General features: G+C 26.9%; 28 protein-coding genes, 2 tRNA genes and 2 pseudogenes. 16 read left to right on the top strand and 16 right to left on the bottom strand.

Annotated features, from left to right (window positions below):
• Nucleotides 1–9 precede the first annotated feature (9 nt).
• Nucleotides 10–666 carry a rhomboid family intramembrane serine protease gene (locus N5A56_RS08385; RefSeq protein WP_265725052.1) on the top strand — a complete coding sequence of 219 codons (657 nt, stop codon included), beginning with the start codon at nucleotides 10–12 and terminating at the stop codon, nucleotides 664–666.
• Nucleotides 667–704: 38 nt separating this feature from the next.
• Here N5A56_RS08385 and N5A56_RS08380 read toward each other — a convergent pair.
• Nucleotides 705–777, bottom strand: a tRNA-Gly gene (locus N5A56_RS08380).
• Between the two features lie 62 nt (nucleotides 778–839).
• Complete coding sequence (locus N5A56_RS08375) at nucleotides 840–1286, bottom strand: GNAT family N-acetyltransferase (protein WP_265725051.1); 447 nt, start codon at nucleotides 1284–1286, stop codon at nucleotides 840–842.
• Between the two features lie 245 nt (nucleotides 1287–1531).
• Between N5A56_RS08375 and N5A56_RS08370 the strand changes: the two genes are divergently transcribed.
• Nucleotides 1532–2242, top strand: a complete 711-nt coding sequence (locus N5A56_RS08370; protein ID WP_265725050.1) for an MBL fold metallo-hydrolase — start codon at nucleotides 1532–1534, stop codon at nucleotides 2240–2242.
• A 47-nt stretch (nucleotides 2243–2289) separates the two neighbouring features.
• On the opposite strand, the pseudogene N5A56_RS08365 reads toward N5A56_RS08370, so the two are convergent.
• The 4 genes and pseudogenes from N5A56_RS08365 to N5A56_RS08350 all read right to left on the bottom strand — a co-directional run bounded on the left by N5A56_RS08365 (nucleotide 2290) and on the right by N5A56_RS08350 (nucleotide 5662).
• Nucleotides 2290–3308, bottom strand: a pseudogene (locus N5A56_RS08365) (serine hydrolase domain-containing protein).
• A 399-nt stretch (nucleotides 3309–3707) separates the two neighbouring features.
• Nucleotides 3708–3953 carry a hypothetical protein gene (locus tag N5A56_RS08360; protein WP_265725048.1) on the bottom strand — a complete coding sequence of 82 codons (246 nt, stop codon included), beginning with the start codon at nucleotides 3951–3953 and terminating at the stop codon, nucleotides 3708–3710.
• Nucleotides 3950–5038 (bottom strand): acyltransferase family protein, encoded by a 1089-nt coding sequence (locus N5A56_RS08355; protein ID WP_265725047.1) that lies wholly within the window; start codon nucleotides 5036–5038, stop codon nucleotides 3950–3952. Before N5A56_RS08355 ends, N5A56_RS08360 begins: the two co-directional genes overlap by 4 nt.
• A 24-nt stretch (nucleotides 5039–5062) precedes the next feature.
• A complete protein-coding gene (locus tag N5A56_RS08350) occupies nucleotides 5063–5662 on the bottom strand; it encodes an ankyrin repeat domain-containing protein (protein WP_265725046.1) in 600 nt (199 codons plus the stop codon).
• A 233-nt stretch (nucleotides 5663–5895) separates the two neighbouring features.
• Here N5A56_RS08350 and N5A56_RS08345 point away from each other — a divergent pair, with 233 nt between their 5' ends.
• On the top strand, nucleotides 5896–6354 hold the full coding sequence (locus N5A56_RS08345) for a helix-turn-helix domain-containing protein (protein WP_274270335.1): 459 nt from the start codon (nucleotides 5896–5898) through the stop codon (nucleotides 6352–6354).
• Entirely contained in the window at nucleotides 6311–7897 is a 1587-nt protein-coding gene (locus tag N5A56_RS08340) for an AraC family transcriptional regulator (protein WP_274270334.1), read from the top strand. The genes N5A56_RS08345 and N5A56_RS08340 overlap by 44 nt, the downstream gene beginning before the upstream one ends.
• Nucleotides 7898–8013: 116 nt before the next feature.
• On the opposite strand, the gene N5A56_RS08335 is transcribed toward N5A56_RS08340, so the two are convergent.
• The 3 genes from N5A56_RS08335 to N5A56_RS08325 form a co-directional block, all read right to left on the bottom strand.
• On the bottom strand, nucleotides 8014–9009 hold the full coding sequence (locus N5A56_RS08335; RefSeq protein ID WP_265725044.1) for a DUF6624 domain-containing protein: 996 nt from the start codon (nucleotides 9007–9009) through the stop codon (nucleotides 8014–8016).
• Between the two features lie 20 nt (nucleotides 9010–9029).
• Complete coding sequence (locus N5A56_RS08330) at nucleotides 9030–9248, bottom strand: tetratricopeptide repeat protein (protein ID WP_274270333.1); 219 nt, start codon at nucleotides 9246–9248, stop codon at nucleotides 9030–9032.
• A gap of 95 nt (nucleotides 9249–9343) precedes the next feature.
• Complete coding sequence (locus N5A56_RS08325; RefSeq protein WP_274270332.1) at nucleotides 9344–10252, bottom strand: alpha/beta hydrolase; 909 nt, start codon at nucleotides 10250–10252, stop codon at nucleotides 9344–9346.
• Nucleotides 10253–10907: 655 nt separating this feature from the next.
• On the opposite strand from N5A56_RS08325, the gene N5A56_RS08320 reads away from it, so the two are divergent.
• The 5 genes from N5A56_RS08320 to N5A56_RS08300 all read left to right on the top strand — a co-directional run bounded on the left by N5A56_RS08320 (nucleotide 10908) and on the right by N5A56_RS08300 (nucleotide 15271).
• Nucleotides 10908–11558, top strand: coding sequence for a sensor histidine kinase (locus N5A56_RS08320; protein ID WP_274270331.1), 651 nt, complete (start codon nucleotides 10908–10910; stop codon nucleotides 11556–11558).
• Nucleotides 11548–12243 carry a LytR/AlgR family response regulator transcription factor gene (locus N5A56_RS08315; RefSeq protein ID WP_265725041.1) on the top strand — a complete coding sequence of 232 codons (696 nt, stop codon included), beginning with the start codon at nucleotides 11548–11550 and terminating at the stop codon, nucleotides 12241–12243. The genes N5A56_RS08320 and N5A56_RS08315 overlap by 11 nt, the downstream gene beginning before the upstream one ends.
• A gap of 17 nt (nucleotides 12244–12260) precedes the next feature.
• A complete protein-coding gene (locus N5A56_RS08310; RefSeq protein WP_274270330.1) occupies nucleotides 12261–13526 on the top strand; it encodes a nuclear transport factor 2 family protein in 1266 nt (421 codons plus the stop codon).
• A gap of 373 nt (nucleotides 13527–13899) precedes the next feature.
• Entirely contained in the window at nucleotides 13900–14262 is a 363-nt protein-coding gene (locus tag N5A56_RS08305) for a hypothetical protein (protein WP_274270329.1), read from the top strand.
• Nucleotides 14237–15271 carry a DUF2130 domain-containing protein gene (locus N5A56_RS08300; protein WP_274270328.1) on the top strand — a complete coding sequence of 345 codons (1035 nt, stop codon included), beginning with the start codon at nucleotides 14237–14239 and terminating at the stop codon, nucleotides 15269–15271. Before N5A56_RS08305 ends, N5A56_RS08300 begins: the two co-directional genes overlap by 26 nt.
• A gap of 164 nt (nucleotides 15272–15435) precedes the next feature.
• On the opposite strand, the gene N5A56_RS08295 is transcribed toward N5A56_RS08300, so the two are convergent.
• A tRNA-Met gene (locus N5A56_RS08295) sits at nucleotides 15436–15509 on the bottom strand.
• 108 nt (nucleotides 15510–15617) lie between these two features.
• Between N5A56_RS08295 and N5A56_RS08290 the strand changes: the two genes are divergently transcribed.
• Together N5A56_RS08290 and N5A56_RS08285 are read left to right on the top strand one after the other, a co-directional pair.
• A complete protein-coding gene (locus tag N5A56_RS08290; protein ID WP_265725037.1) occupies nucleotides 15618–16001 on the top strand; it encodes an START-like domain-containing protein in 384 nt (127 codons plus the stop codon).
• 103 nt (nucleotides 16002–16104) lie between these two features.
• A pseudogene (locus tag N5A56_RS08285) lies at nucleotides 16105–16937 on the top strand (aminotransferase class IV).
• Here N5A56_RS08285 and N5A56_RS08280 read toward each other — a convergent pair.
• The 6 genes from N5A56_RS08280 to N5A56_RS08255 all read right to left on the bottom strand — a co-directional run bounded on the left by N5A56_RS08280 (nucleotide 16934) and on the right by N5A56_RS08255 (nucleotide 21415).
• A complete protein-coding gene (locus N5A56_RS08280; protein ID WP_265725036.1) occupies nucleotides 16934–17491 on the bottom strand; it encodes a YqgE/AlgH family protein in 558 nt (185 codons plus the stop codon). The pseudogene N5A56_RS08285 and the gene N5A56_RS08280 sit on opposite strands and share 4 nt — an antisense overlap.
• 77 nt (nucleotides 17492–17568) lie before the next feature.
• Nucleotides 17569–17841 carry an HU family DNA-binding protein gene (locus N5A56_RS08275; protein WP_265725035.1) on the bottom strand — a complete coding sequence of 91 codons (273 nt, stop codon included), beginning with the start codon at nucleotides 17839–17841 and terminating at the stop codon, nucleotides 17569–17571.
• Between the two features lie 188 nt (nucleotides 17842–18029).
• Nucleotides 18030–18974, bottom strand: a complete 945-nt coding sequence (gene fmt, locus N5A56_RS08270) for a methionyl-tRNA formyltransferase (protein WP_265725034.1) — start codon at nucleotides 18972–18974, stop codon at nucleotides 18030–18032.
• Between the two features lie 6 nt (nucleotides 18975–18980).
• On the bottom strand, nucleotides 18981–19217 hold the full coding sequence (locus N5A56_RS08265; RefSeq protein ID WP_265725033.1) for a hypothetical protein: 237 nt from the start codon (nucleotides 19215–19217) through the stop codon (nucleotides 18981–18983).
• A 54-nt stretch (nucleotides 19218–19271) separates the two neighbouring features.
• Nucleotides 19272–20867, bottom strand: coding sequence for a RecQ family ATP-dependent DNA helicase (locus tag N5A56_RS08260; protein ID WP_265725032.1), 1596 nt, complete (start codon nucleotides 20865–20867; stop codon nucleotides 19272–19274).
• Complete coding sequence (locus tag N5A56_RS08255; protein WP_265725031.1) at nucleotides 20864–21415, bottom strand: AAA family ATPase; 552 nt, start codon at nucleotides 21413–21415, stop codon at nucleotides 20864–20866. Before N5A56_RS08255 ends, N5A56_RS08260 begins: the two co-directional genes overlap by 4 nt.
• A gap of 144 nt (nucleotides 21416–21559) precedes the next feature.
• On the opposite strand from N5A56_RS08255, the gene N5A56_RS08250 reads away from it, so the two are divergent.
• Genes N5A56_RS08250 through N5A56_RS08230 form a run of 5 tightly spaced genes read left to right on the top strand, consistent with a single transcriptional unit; the run spans nucleotide 21560 to nucleotide 25675 of the window.
• Complete coding sequence (locus N5A56_RS08250) at nucleotides 21560–21841, top strand: DUF493 family protein (protein WP_265725030.1); 282 nt, start codon at nucleotides 21560–21562, stop codon at nucleotides 21839–21841.
• A gap of 4 nt (nucleotides 21842–21845) precedes the next feature.
• A complete protein-coding gene (locus N5A56_RS08245) occupies nucleotides 21846–23177 on the top strand; it encodes a peptidylprolyl isomerase (RefSeq protein WP_274270327.1) in 1332 nt (443 codons plus the stop codon).
• A complete protein-coding gene (locus N5A56_RS08240) occupies nucleotides 23114–23482 on the top strand; it encodes a hypothetical protein (RefSeq protein ID WP_274270326.1) in 369 nt (122 codons plus the stop codon). The genes N5A56_RS08245 and N5A56_RS08240 overlap by 64 nt, the downstream gene beginning before the upstream one ends.
• Entirely contained in the window at nucleotides 23482–24330 is an 849-nt protein-coding gene (locus N5A56_RS08235) for a hypothetical protein (RefSeq protein WP_274270325.1), read from the top strand. Before N5A56_RS08240 ends, N5A56_RS08235 begins: the two co-directional genes overlap by 1 nt.
• Nucleotides 24296–25675: a peptidylprolyl isomerase gene (locus tag N5A56_RS08230; RefSeq protein ID WP_265725027.1), complete on the top strand. Its 1380-nt coding sequence runs from the start codon at nucleotides 24296–24298 to the stop codon at nucleotides 25673–25675. Before N5A56_RS08235 ends, N5A56_RS08230 begins: the two co-directional genes overlap by 35 nt.
• The last annotated feature ends 2 nt before the right edge of the window (nucleotides 25676–25677 follow it).

Raw genomic sequence — 25677 nt, 5'->3', positions numbered from 1 at the left:
GTTTGTAAGATGCTAGAAGGTATAGACCCTATTATTTTAATAATAATTATTACGAATGTTTTATTTTCTATAAAAGGTTTTGATGATTATGTTTTTTTAGATAAATATAAGTTTCAAGTTGGTAGAGTTCTTGGAAACGAGAAATTAAGAATGTTAACTTCTGGTTTTTTACATGTAGATTGGATGCATCTTGGTTTTAATATGTATGCATTGTATATGTTCGGCGGATTTGTATCTACTATTTTAGGACCAATTTCTTTTTTAATAATTTATTTCGGAAGTCTATTAGCTGGGAGTTTTTATACTCTACATTATCATAAAAATGAACCTTACTATAGTGCAGTAGGAGCTTCTGGAGCAGTTTCAGGTATTGTTTACTCTTCTATATTACTTTATCCAGGAATGGAATTATTTTTATTTTTTATCCCAATACCTATACCAGGTTATATTTTTGGAGTTGGTTATTTATTATATTCGATTTACGGAATGAAAAAACAATTAGGTAATATTGGTCATGCAGCCCATTTAGGTGGTGCAATTGGTGGTTTTGTTTTAACTCTTATTTTAAATCCTATTTTATTTACTACGAACACAATTTTTGTAATTATGTTGGCTGTTCCTATTATTTTATTATTGCTTTTTGGTGATAAATTGAAAAGTTTATAAAATAAAAAAGACTTTACAATTAAGTAAAGTCTTTTTTGAGCGAAAGACCAGGTTCGAACTGGCGACATTCAGCTTGGAAGGCTGACGCTCTACCAACTGAGCTACTTTCGCGTTATTGGTAAGCGGTTGCAAATATACAATGTTTTTTAACATCTGCAATTTTTTTAAAGAAATTAATAAAATTTTTTATCTTTTCTTAATACTTTTAAAAAGTGAAATCCAAAAATTTCATATCCTTGATTATAATAGAATTTATGTGATTTAGGATTACTTACGTAGCTATTTAATTCGATTGCCTCACAACCTTTAGAAATCACATGTTTATCTATCCATTTAAAAAATTGTTCGCCTATTTTTTTACCTCTTAAGGTTTCATCTATAATTACATGATCTGGTTCTACAGTTTTACCAATATAATGTCTAGTTGAATACCAAAGTCCCGAAATTCCGGATAATTTATCATCAATAAATAAACCTACGCATTCATAATGAGGTAAACTTGCCATTTCTAAAACACGTTCTTTTAGTAATTCTGGTTGTGTTTTAGTATTAATTTTTGAAAGTAAAGGAATAATTGATAGTATATCCTTCGTTTTTATAACTTCAATTATTATTTGCATACATATATTTTTTGTAAAAATATACTTTGCTGTTTTATATACAAAGCATAAGTTGTAACTTTCAAGAAAATATGTTTAGAAATGAAATCTTTAAAAATATTATTATTACTTTTTTTTATATCAACTAATATTAAAGGTCAAAAAAAGAGGTAAAAATTGAATTTATAAAATTAACAGATCAATTATATGCATTAAAAGGTAAAGGAGGTAATATTGGTTTATTTATAGGACAAGATGGTGTTTTTATGATTGATGATCAATTTGCTCCATTAACTCCAAAGATATTAATAGCAATTAAGAAAATAACTAGTAAACCCATTAAGTACTTAATAAATACTCATTGGCATGGAGATCATACCGGAGGAAATGTGAACATTGAAAAAGAAGGTGCATTAATTGTAGCTCATAATAATGTTCGAAAAAGAATGAGTGTTGATCAAGTTGTAAGAGGTAAAACCAAAAAAGCATCACCAGAAAGTGCTTTACCAGTTATAACATTTACAGATGATATGATGATGTACTTTAATAATGATGATGTTCTTATTACTCATATTCATAATGCTCATACCGATGGAGATGCTATAATATACTTTACTAAAAACAATGTTTTGCATATGGGAGATACTTATTTTCAAGGCAAGTTTCCTTATATTGATTTAGCGTCTGGTGGTTCTATAAATGGATATATTGCAGGTATAGAAAAGGCAATCTTATTATCTAATAACGAGACTAAGATTATTCCAGGACATGGTAATGTGGCTAAAAGATCAGATTTAAAAAGTTATTTAAAAATGTTAAATACTATTAAAAGCAATATTCAAATAGAAATTGATAATAAAGCTACTTTACAAGAAGTAATAGTAAATAAAACAATTACGGAAAGTTATAAATCTTTTAATGGTTGGATTAATGAAGAAAAAATTAAAACAGCTATTTATAAAAGTTTAAAAAAATAGTTTTACAACCTCCTAAATTTATATTTAGGAAGCTGTACAATAAGTGATTATTTATATTGTCTTTTTAATATTTTAACAATTCTGTTGATAGAAATTTCAGACAAATTCCATTCATAACCTTCAAAATCGGTTGTATTTATAAATTGAATTACAACAGTATCTATATCTTTATGATACTCTGCAAGACTTTGATAACCAGGAACCAAACCTCCATGGTCATATACGTAAATTGAGGAGTATATTTCTTTTTCTCCTTTGTTAAATACAGAACCATCATTTAATGCACGTAAAAAAACACCCACATCTTCTGCTGTAGCTAACATACCGTTTTCATTTGTTTTAAAGTCTGATGTTTCACCAACATAGTAACCACTCATCACGTTTTCTAAATTAACTTCTTTAAGTGAAAAAAAGTGTTGTTAAGGTTTAATGGTTTTAATATTTCTTCTTTTATATATAAATGATGATTATAGCCTAATACTTTATCTAAAATTCTTCTAAGCAACAAATAATTTGTGTTTGAATATTCATATTTTTTATCTGGTTTAAAACTTGCAGGAAGATCTAAAGCAAAATCGAGTGCTTTTTTACTATTTTCTTGCTCATTTTCCCAAAAGGCTGGGTTATTAGTAAAGTTGGGAATACCGCTTCGATGTTGCACCATCAGTTTTAAAGTAATTTTTTCTGCATTTTCAATTCTACCAACCAATTCTGGAAAGTAATCTGCTAATGTACTCTCTAACGATAAACGTTTGTTATTTGCTAACTTTGCTATAGAAACTGCAACATATAATTTACTAATACTTGCAATTTTGAATAACGATTTTGGATCTGCTGGTATTTTTTTGTCTCTATCTTTATAACCTCCACTATAAAAAACAGGTGGCTTTCCTTTTTTATCGATATAAACAATCATCCCATCAAAACCATAATCTAAAGCATCATTAACTTGCTCTTGTACTGTTTTTGGTAAAGGTTTTGCCCATGCTTTAACAATTGGCCAAGGTACTTTGGTTAATGAAAAAAGTGTTCCAAGAAGTAGTATAATTCTAAATATATTTAACATGGTTTTATTTTTTTCAAAATGATATTATTTTTAGTTGATAATTAGTTGTTAATCTATTTTTTCTAATGTTTTCTTTAATTCTTTTAAAGATTTGATTGACTTATGATAAGCTACTTGATTTTGTCTTATTATTAAGACTCTTGATAAAATCATATTTTCGAAATAAACAAATTTAGCATAATTTTTTAATGATTTATTCATGTTTCTAAAACTTACATTTGGCATTAAAAAAGCTCATAAAAAGAAGTTATTTCTTTGTAATATAGAGTTTTAAATCTTTTTATTGGATTAAAAGTTTTATATGTTTCAGAAATTGAATCACTTAGGTTTAAATTGTCAAACAACCTGATGTTTTGGGTTTTGTATTCCTTTTTTACTAGTAATTGAAGAGGGTTATAGTTAATAAAATAAACCTTCTACGATGCCTAAAAAAATATAGTTATCTACGGTAGAAATAGTTTCATTTTTATCAGTAAAAAAAGAATCATTTTTAACTAAATTTTTATCTTGAGTATTAAATTCAGTTTTATCAATTAAAGTTGTTTCTTTTGTTGAATTTTCTTCAATTTTATTACAAATTTGAATGGTTATAGAAACGCTTAAATAAAACAGTAATTTCGTAAAGTGTAAGTTTAAGATTTTCATTTTTTAATAGAGTTTATTGTTTTATTATTCAATTTTACTTTGGGCTTTAAACCAAATAGAGGTCTTAAAAAGTTAATTCTTCTAATAATAACTTCATATATAAAATAGCAACCTAAAATTGTAAACATTACAATGCATATAAATTTTAAAATGATTGAAATTTCTAAGGGTAATATTAATATTGTACCTGCATATAAAACAAACATATGAATGATGTACACAGGATATGCTGCTTGACTTAAGTAGCTTAAAGTTTTACTTTGTCGGTTTAAGTATTTAAATCCTAAACCAAAAACGCCAAAAATCCACAGATTAGATTCAATTGCCATAAGATATCCTGGAGATTCTGTATTAAATTGTGTATATCTAATAGCAAAAAGTACCGCAGCTAAACCTAAATACATCCACTTCCATTTATTAACAGTTTTCCAAAACTTATCTCCACTATACATTAGTAAAAAGCCAAATAAGAATGCTAAAAAACCATTTAAGAAACCATGCCAAGTAAGTGCGTATAAAGCAAACATTTGCGGTTTTACTAAAAGTACTTCAATAACAAAAAAGATTGAGACTATTATTGGAACTAATGGATGACTCATTATACTTGATATTACTTTTTTAACCTTACCATTTTCATGTTTTTTTAAATAATAAAAAAGAGGAGTAAGTAATAAAACGTAGATAAAAATATTTCTTAAAAACCATAAATGACCTTGATGTGGTACGTAATCAAAAGGAAAACTATAGTGTATTTGAAAAATATACATATGTATAGGAGTTATAGCAACAATACCAAAAAGAAAAGGTAACAAAATTCGTTTTGTTCTTTCTAAAAGTAATTGTTTCCAGTTTCTTTTACGCATTGCAAAAAAAAGTCCCATACCAGATACATAAAAAAGTAATGGAATTCGCCATACATTTAGCATTGTCATAGGTTTCCATAAAGCTTCGATAGAGTCGTTGCTTTTTATAAAGCCTATAAATAAGGCCCAAGGCTGAAAAACAATTGCTATATGGTATATTAATAATAAACCAATGGCAATAACTCTTAACCAATCAATATCGTATCTTCTCTCTAATTTCATTACACTATAGTTTTATTAAATTAATTATTGTAACATCATCGCAATTACAGGACGATTTTTTTCAATCTCTGCTAAATCAATTTTTAATCCAAGAGGACTTAATTGCTGTTGTAACATTTTGTAAACTGGTTTCATTTGCTCAAAAGGAGCTAAAATGCTTTCTCTCGCAGTTGCCTGAAAATTATTTTTTATTGATTTATCTGCCTTAGCATCAATAAATAATTGAACAATTTCTACATGACAAAAGAAAGCAGCAGTATGTAAAGCTGTAGATCCATCATTATTTTTAATTGATAAATCTGCTTTACCATCTATTAAAGCTTTAACAATTGTAGTTTTTCCAAAAGTTGCAGCAGAAATTAAAGGTGTAGATCCGCTCATTTGGTCTTTTATGTTAATGTCTGTTCCTGCAGCTATGTGTTGTTTTACAGCTTCTAGGTTGTTAGACATAACTGCTGCATGAATGCCTATTGTTGGAGTTTCTACTTTTTCTTTTACTGTAGTACTCTTTTCTGTATCAGTATTTTTATTCTTGTTTGATTGTGCGCAAGAACTAGCAAGTAATATTATGCTTAAAGAAAAGCTTACTAACATTTTAATAGAGTTCATTTTTGGTAATTTCATAATTCTTAATTTTAATATTTAATGTTTATTTATTTGATGTTACAAAGATGCGTTAAGCATGTAATTCTCATATAAACCTTATGCAGCAATAGATATTAAGTTTGAGAAGGAGATAAAAATTATGACGCAGAGATATAAATTATGACGCAATTGTCTTGTTTTATCAATTCAGAGAATTAGTTTTTAGGATTCATTCGTAAAAATTATTTATTTTCGCATTAATACAAATTAGCATGTCAGAAACTTCTAATATAAAATCTAACTTTATTGAAAAAGCAGAATTAATTGTTCTAGAAAATATTTCTAATGAACAATTTGGAGTTTCTCAATTGGCAGATTTGATGCATATGAGTCGTTCTAATTTGTTAAGGAAAATAAAAAAGGAAACTACACTTTCTGCAAGTAAGTTTATAAGTAAAGTACGTCTTATAAAAAGTAAAGAATTGTTAGAGGATAAAGATTTAACAATTTCAGAAATTTCTTACCAAGTTGGTTTTGGTAGTTCTTCTTATTTTATAAAATGTTTTAGAGAATATTACGGTTATCCTCCTGGTGAACTTGGTAAAAAAATAGAAACTGAAGTAGTTGAAGAAAGTATAGATAATTCTTCTTCGTTTTTAATCAGTAAAAAAATATCTATTTTCATTCTTGGGTGTATTAGTGCTTTTATCTGCTTTTTATTTTTATACTAATCAAAAAGCGGAAGTTGTTGATGAAGAATTAGAAAAAACGATTGCTGTTTTGCCTTTTAAAAACGAAAGTAACGATTCTTTAAATCTATATTTTGTTAATGGTTTAATGGAATCTACATCTAACAATCTTCAACGAATTGAAGATTTAAGAGTTATAAGTAGAACATCAGTAGAAAAATATAGAAATACGAGTAAAGGAATACCTGAGATTGCTGAAGATTTGAATGTAAATTATTTAGTTGAAGGAAGTGGACAACGAATAGGAAATCAAATATTACTTAATATACAATTGATTAATGCATCTACCAATACACCAATTTGGGCAGAACAATATAGTAGGGAAGTAGGTGATGTTTTTGCGCTACAGAATGAAGTTTCAAAGAAAATTGCCAATGCAATTAAGGCTGTTATTACTCCTGCTGAATTAAAATTGATAGATAAGAAGCCTACAGAAAACCTTTTAGCCTATGATTTTTACCTACAAGCTTTAGAACCTTTTTATAATAGAACTAAAGAAGGGTATAAAAAAGCAATTCCGTTATTTGAAAAAGCGATAGAAAATGATCCAGAGTTTGCGCTTGCTTTCGCTAATTTATCTATTTCGTATTATTATTTAGATATCTATCAGAAGCAGAAAAAATACATGCAACAAATTAACAATTATGCAGATAAAGCATTGTTGTACGACTCAAAATCGGATGTAAGTTTAATTGCAAAAGCTTTGTATTATATGTATAATGAGGAATACAGGTTGGCTGTACCGCATTTAGAAAAAGCGCTCGAATACAATCCTAATTCATCTGCTGTTGTACAAGTACTCTCTTTATTGTATTCTAATAACATTCCTAATACTGGTAAACATTTAAAATACGCATTAATGGGTATTAAATTAGATGTTGGAGCTAATGATTCTATTGGTAAAAGTTATAGATATTTAAGTTTAAGTAGCGCTCTTATACAAAATGGTTTTACAGAAAAAGCATTATCTTATGTTAATAAATCTTTAGAGTTTAACCCAAAGAATTATTATGCTCCGTATTTAAAAACCTTAATTTTATATGCAAGAGATAAAGATATAAAAGAAACTACGAGTTTATTGGAACTTGAATTGGAAAAAGATTCTACAAGAATGGATGTAATGCAAGAAGTTGCAAATTTCTACTATTACCAAGGGAATTTTGAAAAATCTTATTTTTACTTTAAGAGATTTGTTGAAATAAAAGAAAAATACGGATTAAATATATATTCTCATGAAGATATAAAAATAGGATTTGTTTATAAGGAAATGGGCTTAAATAAAGAAGCTGATAGTTTTATAAAATCTTATTCAAAATATTGCGAAGATGATACATCTATATACAAAAGTGCAAGTTTGGCAGTAAAGTATGCTTATGAAGGCGATGTAGAAAAGGCAATTAACCAGTTACAAATTTTTGCTACTGAAAGTAATTATCAATATTGGATTTTAGTATTTATGGAAATAGATCCTGTAATGAATCCCTTAAAAAAAGATCCTAGATTTGCTAAAGTTTTAAAAAAATAAAAGATCGGTTTTGGGAAAATCAGACTAATTTGAAGAAATCACTTAAAGAAAAAGAATTAATTTAAAAGATTTTTCTTCTTTTTAATCAGTCTAGATTTTCCGCTTCAAACCAAATATTATTTTTTTAGCTTTTTATTTAGCTCTTTTTCTCTTGCTTCTATTGCAGGTAAATCTTTTATATATTTTTCAATATCCCAAATCAGATTCCATCTATTCATGTTTTCTTGCATAGTATTCAATCCCATTTTAATTCTACGTTTATCTACGTTTTTTGGATCTTTTAGGGGTAAAACATATGGCTTTTTACTTTCGTTGTTAATTGCTAATTGAGTTCCATAAACTTGTCTTTCTCCTCTTCTTAAAACTAACCGATCGTAAAACATAGCAAATTGCCTCTTAGGTAAATTGTTATGTTCAACAGCTTTTAAAACCATGGGTAAGTATTTTTCTTGAGTTTCTTTATTTGCGTGTTGAATAACTAAAAATAGTGTTGAAGAGCCTCTAGAACCAATTAATTTTTTATCTGGCCAACCTCTAGAATCTAAAATCTTACTTACTTTAATTAAGTTTATAGAATCGTTTTTAAGTATCAATTGCCAAAAAGCATCCATTTCTTTCGAGTTTCTACCATACTTTTTTTCCTTTGTTCTTATTTGGTTTCTTGTACTTTGATCATCAAAATAGATTTTATCTAGAATTTTTGTTAAACTCTTATCAAAATGTTTTTCTTTTTCTTCTTTGTTTTTTGTGATGCTAGAAACGAGTATTTTCCAACGATTATCTGAGTGTAAAGATTTTAAATCTGAATCATTTTTTAAGTGATTTATGTCATCCCATTTTAATTCATTGGCAGCAATAAATAAGTTTTTGAATGCGTCATCTTTATTGCCTGCTAAAGCATTAATGCAAGAAGCATTATAACGATCTGTAAGTGGTACTTTTTTATTTAAATCAAAAGCATTCTTGTATAATTTTGCTGAACTTTTATAATCTTTACTTAAGCAAAGTTTCCAACCTTCTTTAATTAATTGTGAGTATTCGTTATCCGTATTTTGAGAATACACTTTAAAGGTTAATATAAAAGTAAAGAACATAATAGCTAATTGTTTCATAGATATAGTTTTTAATGTGTTTATTGGTTATTTTTATAAATTTCTATTTTCTTTTTATGAGATTCTTTTCCACTTAAACTGTAAGCTCTAGTTATGTTTTTTAATGCTTTTTTATAATCTTTTTGCTTAAAGTAGAATTCTGCAAGTGAATCAAATGCATTAGCGCTTTTGGGATAATAATAAGTAGCCATTTTAAAATACATTAAAGATTTTTCTAATTGATTTAAATCTATATTCATATAACCCATCATATTAAAAATATCTTCTCCATAAGGAGGTTCTGTATATCCAAAATGTTTTTTTAACTTATTTTCTCTGTATTTAATAAAACTTTTTATTTTTTTACGGAAGTATTTGGGTTGTTAAACGCACTTGTGTTTTCCCATTGATACCAATTAAATAACGATAGTAGACCATCTTTTATAGAAGGTAAAGGAACTGTACCATGCAAATCATCAGGATAGTATTTCCAAGTAGTAATAAGTCCGTTTTTAGCATTTTTTTTAGTTTGCTCAAAAAATGACATGTTAGATCTAGGAAAGATTGTAAAGCTTGTAGTATCTTTCATAACATTATCTATCGTAATTTTTGGGTTAGACATGTGTAATTGACTTCCTAATGATATAAACAAAGACTTTCCTGTATAATTTTTATGTGCTAAAACTTCTTTAGCTTGTTTTAGTAATTTTTGATTGTCCCAATCTAAACTAGGATCTATTGCTAAGTAATTGCTAAACAAATCTGAATGATTTAGTAAAGTGTTAACTGTAAAAAGACCACCATAAGAATGCCCAATTAAAGATCTGTAATTTGTAACAGGATATGTTTTTTCTATATATGGAATTAGTTCTTTTTTAAAAAAAGAAGTGAAATTTTCTGCTTCACCATTTTTCTGATAAAAAGAGGATACAAATGATGTTGTTAAATCTCTAGAACGATTATTGGTGTTAGAAATACCCACCAAAACCATTTCTGGCATAAAACCTCCACTATAATAACTATGTACAAGATTTAAAGTACTTAATAATAACTCACCATCTAGAATATAAATAACAGGATATTTTTTGTTACTATTAGTAGAGTAACTTTCTGGTAGTTTTATATAAATATCTCTATTTTCTTTTAAAATAGTAGAATAAATACTGTCTGTAATTACATTGTTGTTATCTTGATGAATTTGAGCATACGAGAAATAACTTACTATAATAAGTACAGATAATGAAAATTTGATTTTAAAGTGCATAGAGTATTGAAATTTATCCTTTAGTGTTTTTATCAAAATTAGTTAGTTTACTAAGTAGTAATAAAAAAATAGATAGACTCTAAGTTTTAGTATATAGAAAGTTATTTTGGGTAAATAGATGGTTTAAACTCAGTTATAGAGTGTTTATATTTATAATTAGAGTGTTCGTCTCTTTTTTTTAACTGCTAAAGTTTAATTTGTAGCTTTACAAACTTAATTTATTTATATATGTAATTTTAATGACTGAAGGCGAAAATAGATTTAGAATTTTTAACAAAACAGTACTTCAACATCTGTTATTTTGGAGTCTTGTTTTTGTTTATTATTTAAGTATGTCATACCCTTTTGAAGATAATAAGTCTTATTTATTATATGCAGTAACAGTAGATATATTATTTCAAGTAGCTTTAACATATATTATAATAGAAATTCTAATTCCTAAATTATTAAACAAGAATAAAAAAGTGCTTTTTTTATTTCAATTGTTATAATAATCTATGTTTTTTATTTTGCCCATTATACTTATAAATGTTTCTATTTAGCAGAAGAATTTAAAGAAGTTTATAAAAACAGACCTCCGTTAGTTTTCTTAGAAAGAATTACCGATTTTTATTCTTTTGTTAGAACCTTTCCAATAGATTTAGCTCCGTCTATAATGTTGTCTGCCTTTAATTATTACAAGAAAGAGAAAGAGACAGCGAGCTTGTTAGAACAAAAGAAAACAACAGAATTAGATGCGCTAAGAAATCAATTAAACCCTCACTTTCTATTTAATACATTAAATAATTTATATGCCTTAGCTTTAAAAAAGTCTGATAAAACTCCAGAAGTTATTTCAAAACTTTCAGATATTTTAGACTACATTTTATATAGGTGCCAAAGCAACTATGTTTCTTTAAAAAACGAAGTAACCTTGTTACATAATTATATAGCTTTAGAAAAAGTTAGATATGGAAATAGAGTAGAAGTTGTATTTAAAGAAACTATAAATGAAGCAGCAGAAATAGCACCTTTGTTATTGCTTACTTTTTTAGAAAACGCTTTTAAACATGGTGTTAGTCAGGAAATTAATACAGCAATTATTAATATTTCAATATTTGGAGATTCAACTTTTGTAGAATTCAAAATATCAAATACAAAGCCTAATGTTTATGCTTTTGAAAACTCAGAAGATCGTAATTCTATAGGTTTACAAAATATTAAAAAACAACTCAATTTATTGTATCCAAATAAATATAAGTTAGATATTGAAAACACAAAAGAGAATTATTCAGTTAGGTTAAAAGTTAGTAAAGATGAAATATAAATGCCTTATAATTGATGATGAAGATTTAGCAAGAGAACTTATAGAAACACATGTTTCTCAATTAGATAATTTTGAAATAGTTGCTTCTTGTTCATCTGCTATTCAAGCCCATAAAATTTTACAAAACGAAACTGTAGACTTACTTTTTTTAGATATTGAAATGCCAGTTTTAAAAGGAACCGATTTTTTTAAAAATTTAACTAGAAAACCTAAAGTAATTTTTACAACCGCCTATAGAGATTACGCTATAGAAGGTTTTGAGCTAAGTGCAGTAGATTATTTATTAAAACCAATAGTTTTTGAACGCTTTTTTAAAGCGATAGAAAAATTTATGGAAAGTGTAAAACCACTACCTCAAAATAAAGAAAAACCATTAGAAGATAATTTTATTTATGTTCAAAGTAATAAAAAGAACATAAAAGTTTTATTTGATGAGGTTAACTATATCGAAAGTATAAAAGATTATATAAGAATTCATTTAAGAGATGCATCAACTATAATTCTTAAGCATGGTATTACAGCTTTTGAGACAAAATTAGATAAACGTTTTTTAAGAGTACACAGGTCTTATCTAGTAAATAAAGATAATGTTACTGCTTATACCAAACATGATATTGAAATTGGAAAAATTGAAATTCCTATTGGAGATTTTTACAAGAAAAACGCATTAAAAAACCTTCTATAAATTATTAAAAACACCTTATGAAAGCATTTAAATTAATCATATTACTATTAATTAGTACATCAACTTTAGCACAAAGTACTATTAACACTAAATATTTTAGACATTTAAGGTACAATCATGTTTCGCCATTTTTAAATTTAGCAGGAACTTATCCTTTAGATAAATTAAAAGCAGACGCTACTTCGCATTATATTTTTAAATATGATAATAACGAAAGAATAATAGAGATTATTAATAACCATTATCATACCGAAAAACAACACCCGTTAGCTTCTTTAGGTGTTTATAAAGTGAAAATTGATTACAATAACAATAAAGAAACTAGAACCTTTTTTGATAAAAACGGTAAACGTATTGTTAATGACAGAAATGTATTAAAAGAAGTTTATTCTTTTAATATAAAAGGCTTTAAAAATAAAATGCAATTTTTTAATTTGGATGATAAACCTATGGAATCTAATTGGGGAATTGCAGAGTATAGCTGGAGTAAACATAAAAAGCTAATTATTGAAAAGAGATATAATTTAAAGAAAGAAACAGTATCATTATCGCCTTATTTTAAGTTTGGAACTACAGGAATTTTGCTAAATAAAAAAGGATTTCCAAAAGCTCATTATAATTTAAATGATAAATTACAAGTTGTAGTAAACGATAAAGGAACCGCTTCTTATCAAGATATTTATGATGTTATGGGAAATCATGTTACTTATAGTTACCATAATGAAAAAGGTAATTTAGTTACAAACCAATGGGGATTTGCATACGGAGAAAAAGAATATGATAGTATTGGTAATCAAATCGGTTTAGTGCAATTTGATACCAATAAAAAAAGAATTAGAGGCAGAAAAGTGCCAACTAATATTAAAATAGAACTTGCCTCTAGAGCTACTAAAGCAGATTCTACAGAAATTAAAAGAATATCTTTAGGGTATTTAATTGCGTTACAAGATCTAAAACCAAGCCTTATGAAAGAGGTTATGAATGATAGTTTAAATAAAATAACTATAGGTTGGGATAGAAATTCTAGAAAGGAATTTGCTAGAGCAATTTCTAAAAAACGAATGATCGAAAATGCTACATCATGGAATAAATCGAACACCAAATTCCCTGTAAAGCCTAATAATCAAGTTAAAATCTTAGATATTTATAATCGAATAGCCAATGTTAGATTAGTATCAGATAATTGGGTAGAATATTTACAATTGATAAAACTTGATGGAAAGTGGAGTATTATTAATCTATTATGGCAACATAAAGACATTGGTATGTATCCAAAAGAATAATTATTAGGATAAAAAATTGAAGCTGAAAGTTAGAAAGTTTTATCGAAGCCCTAAAAATATTAGTATTTAAGAGGTAAGAAAATCAAGTCCTAAAAAGTATGAGATTTAAAAACAGAAATTTCAGAGACTGAAGATTTATAAATACCTGAAGAAAGGGAATTCATTAACTAAAATTATTAATTCTATTTCTAGATATTTATTTATAAACCTATATTAGAAAGTTGTAAATAATATATAGAAGTTTAAAAATGATAAAGCTTATTGGGAATTTTATTTTAAATTTACATAAACAGAAAAGAAACTAAGCTTTAAATTTAGTTTCTTTTCTGTTTAATATAGTTATTAAACTTTGTTTAAAAATTAAAATTAGAAAATGAATAAGAATACAACAGTAAATTGCCCCAATTGTAACGAAGTTTTTAAAGTAGATGAAAGTGTTTATACAGATATTGTTAAGCAAGTTAGAGATCAACAATTTCAAGAGGAATTAAAGAGTCGATTAGAAAATGCTAGTAAAGAAAAAAAATCTGCATTACAACTTAAAGAATCTGAGTTAAATATTTCTTTTCAAAAACAACTTACAGAAAAACAAAGAGAAATAGATTTACTAAAAGCAAAAAGTAAAACAGATTTAATACAAGAAGTTTCTAAAAAAGAAACAACTATAAAAGATTTAGAAGCTAGGTTGCGTTTGGTAGAAACCGAAAAAAATGGCTTTACAAGTTGCTCTAAATAATTTAAAAGATGAAAAAAACCAAGAAATAAACCAATTAAAATCTAAAATTGAAAGAGCAGATACTCAGTACGAATTATCGCTGTCTAATTCTGTTAGAGGAATCGAAAAAGAAAGAGATCAACTAGTTAATGACTTAAAAAACAAGGACACAGAAAAAGAATTATTAGAGAAATCTTTGAACGAGCAATTTAAAAATAAATTACAACACAAAGAGGAAGCTATAAAGTTAAAAGAAGAAGAAATAGAGCGTTTAAAAGACTTTAAGCAAAAACTATCAACAAAAATGTTGGGAGAGTCTTTAGAGCAACATTGCGAAATAGAGTTTAATAAATTAAGAGCTACCGCTTTTCAAAATGCATATTTTGAAAAAGACAACGATGCTTCTCGTGGTACTAAAGGCGATTATATTTTCAAAGAATCTGATACGAATAAAAATGAAATAGTATCGATTATGTTTGAAATGAAAAACGAAAACGATACTACAGCAAGTAAAAAGAAAAATGAAGATTTTTTTGCAAAATTAGATAAAGACCGTAAAGACAAAGGTTGTGAATATGCAGTTTTAGTTTCTTTATTAGAAACCGATAATGAGTTTTATAATACAGGTATTGTAGATGTATCTTACAAATATCCAAAAATGTATGTAATCCGCCCTCAATTTTTTATTCCAATTATTACACTGTTAAGAAATGCCGGAATGAAATCTTTAGAATATAAACATGAGTTAACTTTAATGCGTAATCAAAATGTAGATATATCTACTTTCGAAGATAAAATAAACGATTTTAAAACGGGTTTTGCTAGAAATTATGATTTAGCGAGCAGACAATTTAAAACAGCAATTACAGAAATAGATGCCACTATTAAACATTTAGAAAAAGTAAAAGAAGCTCTTAATTCATCTGTAAATAACTTGCGTTTAGCTAATAATAAGACAGAAAGTTTAACAATAAAAAAACTCACTTATAATAACCCTACTATGAAAGCAAAGTTTAATGATTTGAATTAGATTTAAGTTTGTAATAGAATTATAAGTGATAAGAATAACAAATATTCATTTTGTTTTCTAAATGATGTTTAATTTAGAGATTAAGATAGTAGATTCTTTCTTTTTAAGCATAAAAAAACAGTTTAGAGCTAACTAAACTGTTGTTTTAAAGTAATTTGAATTTGTAGCGAGAACGGGATTTGAACCCGTGACCTCAGGGTTATGAATCCTGCGCTCTAACCAACTGAGCTACCTCGCCATTTGTTAGAGGCTGCAAATATAATCGATTTTTACAAACTAGCAAGTTGAGTGTTTAATTTTTTTAAATAGAATTAATACCTATATTGTCGGCTTAAGTTTTTTAACAATGGATAAAGTAAAATACGAAATAGAAGTTCCTATACATGCATCACCAAATATGCTGTATCAGTACATTTCATCACCCTCTAATTTACAAGAATGGTTTGCAGATAAAGTTAACTCAAGAGGTAAAATTTTTTCTTTTTCATGGGATGGAGAGGAAGAAGAGGCAGAGTTAATCACAAAAAAATCTGGTGAAAGAGTTAGATTTAAATGGTTAGAAAGCGAAGATGATGATAGTTTTTTTGAAATAAAAATTCAAGTAGATGCTTTAACTAAAGATGTTTCTTTAATAGTTACCGATTTTGCAGATGATGAAGATGAGGTAGACGAAGCTAAACAACTTTGGGAGAACCAAATTGATGAATTAAAACATACAATTGGAGCTTAATAGGTTAAAGTTTAAAAAATATATAAAACTCAGCAATTTGCTGAGTTTTTTTATGCTAAAAATCTTATAAATATAGTAATTTTGCATTTCTAAAAACATATGTATGATTAATTTTAATGGGGAATTATTGCTGGAAGAAAACATAAACTTAACTATAGAAAATAGAGGTTTTAAATATGGAGATGCAATTTTTGAAACTGTAAAAGTTAATAGTGGTAAAGTTGTTTTTTGGGAAGATCATTATTTTAGATTAATGGCTTCTATGAGAATGTTGCGTATGAAAATACCAATGCAATTTACTTTAGAGTTTTTAGAGCAAGAAATTTTAAAAACTGTAGCTATTCAAGATAAATCGGATTCTTTTCGTGTTAGATTAAATGTTTATAGAAAAGATGGAGGTTTATATACACCTAAAACAAATGAAATTGATTATTTGGTAGATGTAAAAGCCAATACTTATAAAGAAAAAGAAAAGTATACGGTTGATGTTTTTAAAGATTTTTATAATTATTCGGGTTTATTATCTACTATTAAAACAAATAATAGGATGGTAAATACTTTGGCAAGTATTTATGCTAAAGAAAACGATTTGGATAATTGTGTTCTAATCAATGAAAAAAAGGAGTTGTAGAAGTAACAAATGCAAATATTTTTATTTTAAAAGGTAATGTTGTAAAAACTCCAGCTTTAGCAGAAGGCTGTATAAAAGGTATTGTTAGAGGTAAGGTGATAGATATAATTTCTAAAAATGAAAATTTTACTTTAGAGGAAACAAATATTTCGCCTTTCGAAATCCAAAAAGCAGATGAAGTTTTTATATCTAATGCAATAATTGGAGTGCAAGGTGTTACTAATTATAAAAAGAAGTCTTTTAAAACTGATTTTTCTGCTAAAATTGCAAAAAGTCTTAAAGTGTTAGAGGTTACTTCTGTCTAATTTAAATTAACATCACTTGGTGCATTTGCCCAAAGTTTGTAATCTCCACCTTTTTGAAGTATTTTATTTTTCCAAAGTGTAGAGTTTTCTTCTGAAAAAGTATTTTCTATGTCGTTTTCAGAAACAAACCATGAGTTTATGTTTATTTCATCTTCAAGTTGATGCTTGCTCCAGCCAGAATATCCAAGAAAAAAGCGAATGTCAGTTTTTTCTAACGTGCCATTGTTTAGTAAAAATTTTAAAGATTCGAAATTACCTCCCCAAAAAATACCATTATCAACTTCAATACTATCTGGTATAAGGTTTGGTACTTTATGAACAAAGTATAGGTTGTCTTGTTCTACTGGACCTCCTTGGTAAACTCTAAAATTACATTCTATTTCAGGTAATAAATCTTGAATAGTATATTCTAGTGGCCTATTTAATATAAAGCCAATAGAGTTGCTGTCTGTATGCTCAGTTATTAAAATAATTGCTCTATTAAAAGAACTATCATTTAAAATAGAAGGTTCAGCAATTAATAATCTTCCTTTAAGAGGTTTTAAATGGGGCATAAGTAAATATAAAGAAAATATAGGAATAAAAAAACTCTCTTAAAAAGAGAGTTTTTAAATACTTTAAACTATATGTTTTAGTTTACAGCGTCGCTTAATCCAGCTCCAGCTTTAAATTTAGCTACATTTTTAGCAGCAATTTGGATAGTTTTTCCTGTTTGTGGGTTTCTACCAGTTCTTGCAGCTCTGTTAGAAACTGAAAAAGTTCCAAAACCAACTAAAGCAACTTTACCACCACCTTTTAAAGCAGAAGTTACATTTCCTGTAAAAGATTCTAAACATGCTTTAGCAGCTACTTTAGATATTCCTGCATCAGCAGCCATTGCGTCGATTAAATCTGACTTGTTCATAATAAATAGATTTTAAAATTAATTGAATATTATTTTTTTGCTATTAAGCTTAACAAATATAGACGGATTAAGGGCTCACGCAAATTTGACACCCTAAAAAGTATGTTTTTGTTAATAAATAGGCTCAAATTGTTGATAAAGGTAGGGTGATAAATCAAAAAACTCTAAAATCCTTACCAATAAAGGGTTTATAGCATTTCTGAATCTAAAGAGAAAGTATAACCATTTAGTAAGCTTTTAATGTCCATTTTTTTCTTACCAGAAAGCTTAATTTCATTTATAAAAATAAATCCTCCATTTACGGCAACTTTCATTTCTTTCTTAGTGGTAATTATTTTTCCTACACTAAATTTATGATCATTATTCTCTTTTGTTAATGCATAGATTTTGGCTGTTATTTCTTCCGTATCATTTTTTATGACAGTCCAAGCTGTAGGAAATGGATTTAGCCCTCTAACTTTATTATAAATATTATCTAAAGAATCGTTCCAGTCTATTTTTGTATTGTCTGGGTTTAATTTTGGGGCAGATTTTTCTTCTAATTCCGGCTGTTTTTTAGTTTTTACATCTCCATTAGAAATTAAATTTACAGTTTCTTCAACTAAATCTGCACCTAAATACATTAATTTATCGTGCAAAGAACCTACAGTTTCTATATCATTAATTTGTATTTCTTTTTGTAATATAATCTCACCGGTATCTATTTTATCATCAATAAAAAAAGTAGTAACTCCTGTTTTAGTTTCTCCATTTATAATTGCCCAATGAATAGGAGCAGCTCCTCTATACTCTGGTAATAACGAAGCGTGCAGATTAAAAGTACCAAAAGCAGGCATTTTCCAAACAGCTTTAGGTAACATTCTAAAAGCAACAACAATTTGTAAGTCGGCTTTGAGTGCATTTAATTCTTTGTGAAACGCTACGCTTTTTAAATTTGTAGGTTGAAGAATTGGTAGGTTTTCTGATAAAGCGTATTTTTTTACTGCAGATTCATTTAGTTTTCTTCCTCTTCCTGCTGGTTTATCTGCAGCAGTTATTACACCAACTACATTGTAATTATTATCTACTAAATGTTTTAAAATGGTAACAGCAAAATCTGGTGTTCCCATAAAAATAATACGTAAATCTTTCATGTTTTTTTATTTAAGTTGGTACTTGTTTTGGTTGTTGATTTCTATTTTATCTTCAGATAAAAGTTTACGCAAATGTATTAAAATGTCTTTTTCATTTGCTTCTAAATGCTGATTTATTTCTTGAGAATTACAACTTTTTTTAAGTTTTAAAAGTGATATAATCTTAAAAGAAATGTCTTCATTTTTTTCTCTTTTGGGATAAACATACATCGCAAATGCCACATTTTTTTGTTGATTTTTCATCAAAATATTCTAATATTTGAATGTTTCTGCAAGTGAATTTGTTCTGAATATATTCTAAGAAATCGCTTGATTTTTTTCTTTCTGTTTTAGAAACTTTATAATTTCTTTAGAATATCTATTGATGGTTTTATCATCTTCTCTTGGTTCTAGAAAACAAATTTCTAAATCTGTTTTTACTCTCTTGTAGGTTAGTATTTCTTCTTGGTCTAAACGCTCTAAATTTGCAATTACTTGCTTTGAAGTGATGTTACATTTCTTAGCAAGTAGAAATTCATCTACTTTAACTTCTTGTTTAAATAGACCTGTGTAAGTTCTTAGTAGTGAGTTTATAAATGTCTTTGTATAGATATTTCTTATGGCGTGTAAAACAACATTTTTACTAGTTGCTTTAAAAAATACTGTAGATTTTTGATTATAAGTATTTGTTAGTTCTATGATGCCGTTGTTGGATAGTATTTTTAAAATTGCATCTACCTTTAAAACTGAAAAACCATATATTTTTGAGAATTCTAAAATGTTAAAAGCGTAGAATTTTTCTGTAATTTCTCCGTTAGAGATTCTAAAATATTGATACAATTTTTTGTGCACCTCTTTAATTTCTATGATACTTGGTAATGATTTTTCTACCTGTTTTTTATAAACAAAAATATCGTTTTCATTTTTTAATAATACAGCAAAAGATTTTTTATTATTTCTGCCAGCTCTTCCAGATTCTTGTATGTAATTTTCTATACTTAAAGGAAGGTCATAATGGACAACAATTCCAACATTCGATTTGTCAATTCCCATTCCAAATGCATTTGTAGAAATCATGATTGGTGTTTTTTCTGTCATCCAATTTTTAAAAGAATTCTGCTTTTCTTTAGACGTTAATCCTCCATGATAAAAACTGCTTTTAAATTTTCTTGAATTCAAAAAACTAGAAATTTCTACTGTTTTTTTTCTTGAGTTTACATAAACAATAGCTGGTGTTTTTGTCTTCGTAAAAATTTGTTCTAACCGCAATAATTTATCTTCAACAGAAAAAACTTGATATGCTAAATTTTCTCTTTCAAAAGATTTTCTAAAAACTGAAGGGTTTTCTAATTCAAGGTTTTTAGAAATGTCTTCTAAAACTCTATTGTTTGCAGTTGCGGTAAGCGCTATAAAATTAAGATTAGGAATAAGTTCTCTTAATATTTTAATGTTTCTAAAAGAGGGTCTAAAGTCGTGTCCCCATTCAGATATGCAATGTGCTTCATCTATAGCTACAAAAGAAATGTTTAATTCTTTAATTTTTTGTTGAATAAAAGTAGATTGTAGTCTTTCGGGAGAAATATATAAAAACTTAAAGTTCCCAAACTTAATGTTGTCAAAAAGTGTAATAATCTCATCTTGAGAAGAACCAGATTTTATGGTTGTTGCTTTTATATGTTTTTTGTTTAAGCTTTCTACCTGATCTTGCATTAATGCTATTAGTGGAGATATAACAATGCAAACGCCATCTTTTATTAGTGCAGGAACCTGAAAACATATAGATTTTCCTCCTCCAGTTGGTAAAAGTGCTATTGTATCTTTATTTTGTAAAACAGCGTTAATAATTTCTTCTTGTGGACTTCGAAATGAAGAAAAATTCCAATACTCTTTTAATATTTCTTTTGGAGTAGTCATATTTCGCAAGAAAGCGAATTAAGAATAAAGTTGGTTCTTTCATCTATAGAACCAAAAGGAACATTTATTATTTTATAACCTAATTCTGTATAAGCCTTTGTTAGAAATTCATCTATAATAGTAGATTCTTCAAAAGTTTCATAACGTTCTTTATCTGTTACATGTATCTCTTTCCAAGGAGAGAAATGAAAAATTAGATCGTATTTGTATTTTAAACTTTTTTCTATAAATAAACTAGGGTATTTGGTTTTAAAATAATTCATATAAGCATGAACATCTGGAATTCCTCTATCAAAGAAAACAATATTTTCCTTAGTTTTATCGGCGTTTAAAAATTGTTCTTCTCTACCTTCAAGTAGCATTTCGCTAAATAATAAAGGTTCAGTTAAAAATAATTGTTCAATACCTTTTTCTTGTGCTTTAGAAATTACTTCTCTAGATACTTCATCGAAACAGAAAAAATTTTTCTTTTTCAAATTATTAATAATAGTTGTTTTCCCTGTTCCAGGGCCACCGATTAAAACGATTTTTTGCTGATTTTTTTGCAAGTACTTTGTCTTAGAGTTATTATAATTTTGCTTAAGTGTTTTGTAAAGCAAATCACAAAAATAAATCATTCGCTTTATAAAACTAATTTTTAATGTAATTTTGTAGCTTGCTATTTAAAATAGTAAAAAAGATATTCAATTATTATGAGTGATAAAAATGCTTTTTATAGTAAATTAAAAGTTCAGTTAGAAGACACAACTAGTTTTCCTGCAGATTATATGTATAAGTTTATTGTACCTTCAGACGAAAATCAGGTAAATGAAGTACAAAATCTATTTAATAACACAGGAGCAGTAATTAAAACGAAGAAATCTAAAACAGGTAAATATGTTAGTATTTCTATTGTTTTAAAAATTGATAGTGCAAGTTCGGTTATTGAATATTATAAAAAAGCTGAAAAAATTAAAGGAATTATATCATTATAAGTTTATGAAAAAGTTATTATTATTATTAGTAGTTTTATGTAGTGTAAGTTCTCTTTTTTCGCAAAAAAAGAGTAAAGTTTTATTAACTATAGATGATGAAAAAACAACGGTTTCAGAATTTAAAAGAGTTTATGAAAAAAATTTAGATGCTCTAGATAATGATGAAGCAAAAGATGTAGAGAAAAATCTAGAACTTTTTATTAGTTATAAATTAAAAGTTAAAGAAGCATATAAAATAAAGTTGGATACGCTTTTATCTTATAAAAGAGAGATGGAAGGTTATAGAAATCAACTTTCTGCACCATATATGCAAGATTCTTCATTTATTAATAAATTGGTAAAAGATGCTTATTTTAGAACAAAAAATGAGGTAAAAGCAAAGCATATTTTAATTAGAACACCAAAAGAAGCAACGCCAAAAGATACTTTAGAGGCATATAATAAAATAGTGCAAATTAGAAAAAGAATTGTAGCTGGTGAGGATTTTGAAAAAATTGCTGTAGAAGTTTCTGAAGATCCTTCTGCTAGAGACAATCCAAAAACAAGAAGACCTGGTAATAAAGGTAATTTAGGATATTTTTCTGCTTTTAGAATGGTTTACGCTTTTGAAGATAATGCTTACAAAACAAAAGTAGGTGAGATTTCTAAGCCATTTAAGTCACGTTTTGGGTATCATATTTTAAAAGTAGATGCTTTTAGACTTTCTAGAGGTGAAGTGGAAGTTGCACATATTTTAATAAATGATAAAACTGCTAAAGGTGAAGAATTAATTAATACAGTTTATCAAAAACTAGAAAGTGATGAGCAGTTTAAAGCTTTGGCTAGAAAATATTCTACAGACGTAAGTTCTAAATCTAAAGGAGGTAAGTTAAGGAAGTTTGGGAGTGGAGTTATGGTAAAATCTTTTGATGATGTAGCTTTTAGTTTGCAGAAAGAAGGAGCTTACTCTAAGCCATTTAAAACTCGTTTTGGTTGGCATATTGTTCAGTTGATCAAAAAATATCCTGTTCAATCTTTTGAAGAATTGGAAAGAGAATTAAAGAATAAAGTAAGATCTAGTGAAAGAGCACAATTGTCTCAAAAAGTAGTTATAGATAAATTAAAAAAGAAATATGTAATTACAGAAAATGAAAATGCTAAGAGCATTTTTAGTAGAAAAGATATAAGAGTAATGCCAAAAGATTCTCTTAAGGCTATAATTTTAACAATTAATGGCCAAAACAGTACTCAAGAAGAATTTGTTCATTTTATTCAAAGGAAAAAAATATTCCTGTGTTTCAGCTTTTTGAAGAATTTAAAGACAAAGAAATTTTATCGTACTATAAAGATAATTTAGAAAAAGTTGAACCAGAATTTGCCTACACATTACAAGAGTATAAAGACGGTCTGTTGTTATTTGAATTAATGCAACAAAAAATATGGAACCAATCTTCTAAAGATACTTTAGGGTTAAAAAACTTTTTTGAAGCTAATCTAAATTCTTATAAAACTAAAGAATTAAAAAAAATAAAAGGAGAAGTAATGAATGATTATCAGCTTTTCTTGGAGAAAAATTGGATTGCAGATTTAAAGAGAAAGAGTACTATCGAAGTAAATAAGAAGCAATTAAAGAAATTAGTTAAATATTATAAAAAGAAATAATGAAACAATTTTCAATTCTACTTTTTATTGCTTTAAGTCTTTCTTCATGCAACTATTTTAATGTTCAAGAGAAAGTTGAAAAAACATCAGAAATTGTAGCTATTGTTAATACAGAAAAATTATTTAAAGAAGATTTAAAAAGTGCTTTACCAACAAATATAAGTAAAGAAGATAGTGTAGTATTGGTAAGAAGTTATATAAATGATTGGGCAATAAAACAATTGTTATTAAAAAAAGCAGAAAATAATAGTACTTTAGAAGAAGTAAGTGAAATTAATACGCTTGTAAAAGATTATAAAGAGAGTTTACTAATTAATAATTACAAAGAAATGCTGATTAAACAGCAGTTAGATACAGTAATTAATGATTTTGAGATAGAAGATTTTTATTTAAAAAGTAAAGATAATTTTAGATTAAATGAAGAGTTAGTTAAAATTAAATACCTTCATTTTGATAACAATATTATTAATAAAAAAGAATTAGAAAATTTATTTAAGTCTTACGATATAGAAGACCTAGAAGCTTTAGAAAAACAGCAATTAAGTTTTAAGTTTCATCATTTAAACGACTCTATTTGGACCCAATTAGATAAGGTTTTGTTAAAACTGCCTTTTTCTAAGGAAAATCTGTTAAAAAAAACAAAATTACTTCAAAAACAAGATTCAATAGGTTTATATTTGGTGGCTATAAAAGATGTTTTAATTAGGAATGATACAGCGCCTTTAAGTTATATTAAACCTAAGATAAAACAAATGATTTTACATAAACGTAAAATTGAATTAATTAGAGATATAGAAAAAATATTAGTAAAAGATGCAACAAAGAACAACAATTTTAAAGTATACTAAATTAACTGTTATAACAGCTTTTTTTGGGTTGATGAGTATTTCAACTTTTGCACAAAAAGTGAAAATAGATGGTGTTGCAGTAGTTATAGGAAAAAATATTGTTTTAGATTCTGATATAGAAAAATTTAAACAAGAAGTAGAGGTAAGGTCAGAAGGTAAAGTTACAATTTCAGATTGTGAAATGCTAGAAGAATTAATGCAGCAAAAACTTCTTGCTCATCATGCTATAATTGATAGTGTAATTGTAACAGATCCTGAGATTACAAGTAGGGTAGATAAAAGTGTTAGCTATTTTACAAAACAATATGGTAGTGTAGATAAGGTTATTAAAGCTTATGGTTTTAATGATTTAGATGATTTAAAGAAAGAGTTATTTACTGTTCAGACAGAAAATGTTTTAATAGAAAAAGAACAAGCTAAGATAACAGAGAAGATTAATGTAACGCCAGAAGAAGTACGTTTGTATTTTAATGGTTTAAAAGAAAAAGGAGACTTGCCAGAATTTCCTGCAGAAATAGAATTAGCGCAACTTGTTATTAATGCTGAACCTTCTGCAGAAGAAGATGAAAGAATTGTAAACAAATTAAATGATTTAAAAAAGCAAATTGAAGAAGGAGCTAGTTTTAAAATGAAAGCTATTATTAATTCAGAAGATCCTGGTGTAACTCAAAATGGAGGAAAATATACAGTAACAAAAGAATCTCAATTTATAAAAGAATTTAAAGAAATGGCTTTTAGTTTAGATGTTGGCCAGATTTCTAAGCCTTTCAAATCGCAATTTGGATATCATTTAATGCAATTGCATGAGATTAAGGGTAATACTAGAGTTGCATCTCATATTTTAATGCAATCTGTTATTCCTGAAGCTACTTTAAAGACAACAAAAGAAAAAGTTGAAAAAATTTTAAAAGAGATAAAAGAAGGAACTATTACTTTTAAAGAAGCTGTAAAAAAGTATTCTGAAGATAAGGATACTAAAAATAATGGAGGCTTAATTGTTAACGGTTATACAGGTGAGTCTAAGTTTGATTTAACTAGAATGGACCCAGCATTATATGCAAGGGTAAATGATCTTAAAAAAGGTGAGTTTACCGATGTTTTTTATGATGAGACTCGTGGAGGAGCAAAAATGTATAAGTTTATTCTAATGAATGATAGGACAGATACTCATACAGCTGAGTTGGTTCAAGATTATGTTAAAATCCAGCAATTAGCTTTACAAAAAAAGAAAGAAGAAACCATTACAAAGTGGTCTAAAGAAAAAATAAAAGATACATATATTAAAATGTCTGCTACACATAGTAAGTGTACTTTTAATAAAAATTGGAAAAAGGAAACAAAATAAAA

The sequence above is a fragment of the Polaribacter ponticola genome (genome assembly GCF_026191475.2).
Lineage (GTDB): Bacteria > Bacteroidota > Bacteroidia > Flavobacteriales > Flavobacteriaceae > Polaribacter > Polaribacter ponticola.
The sequence above is the reverse complement of the archived record's forward strand: the minus strand, read 5'-3'. Positions and strand labels throughout refer to the sequence as shown.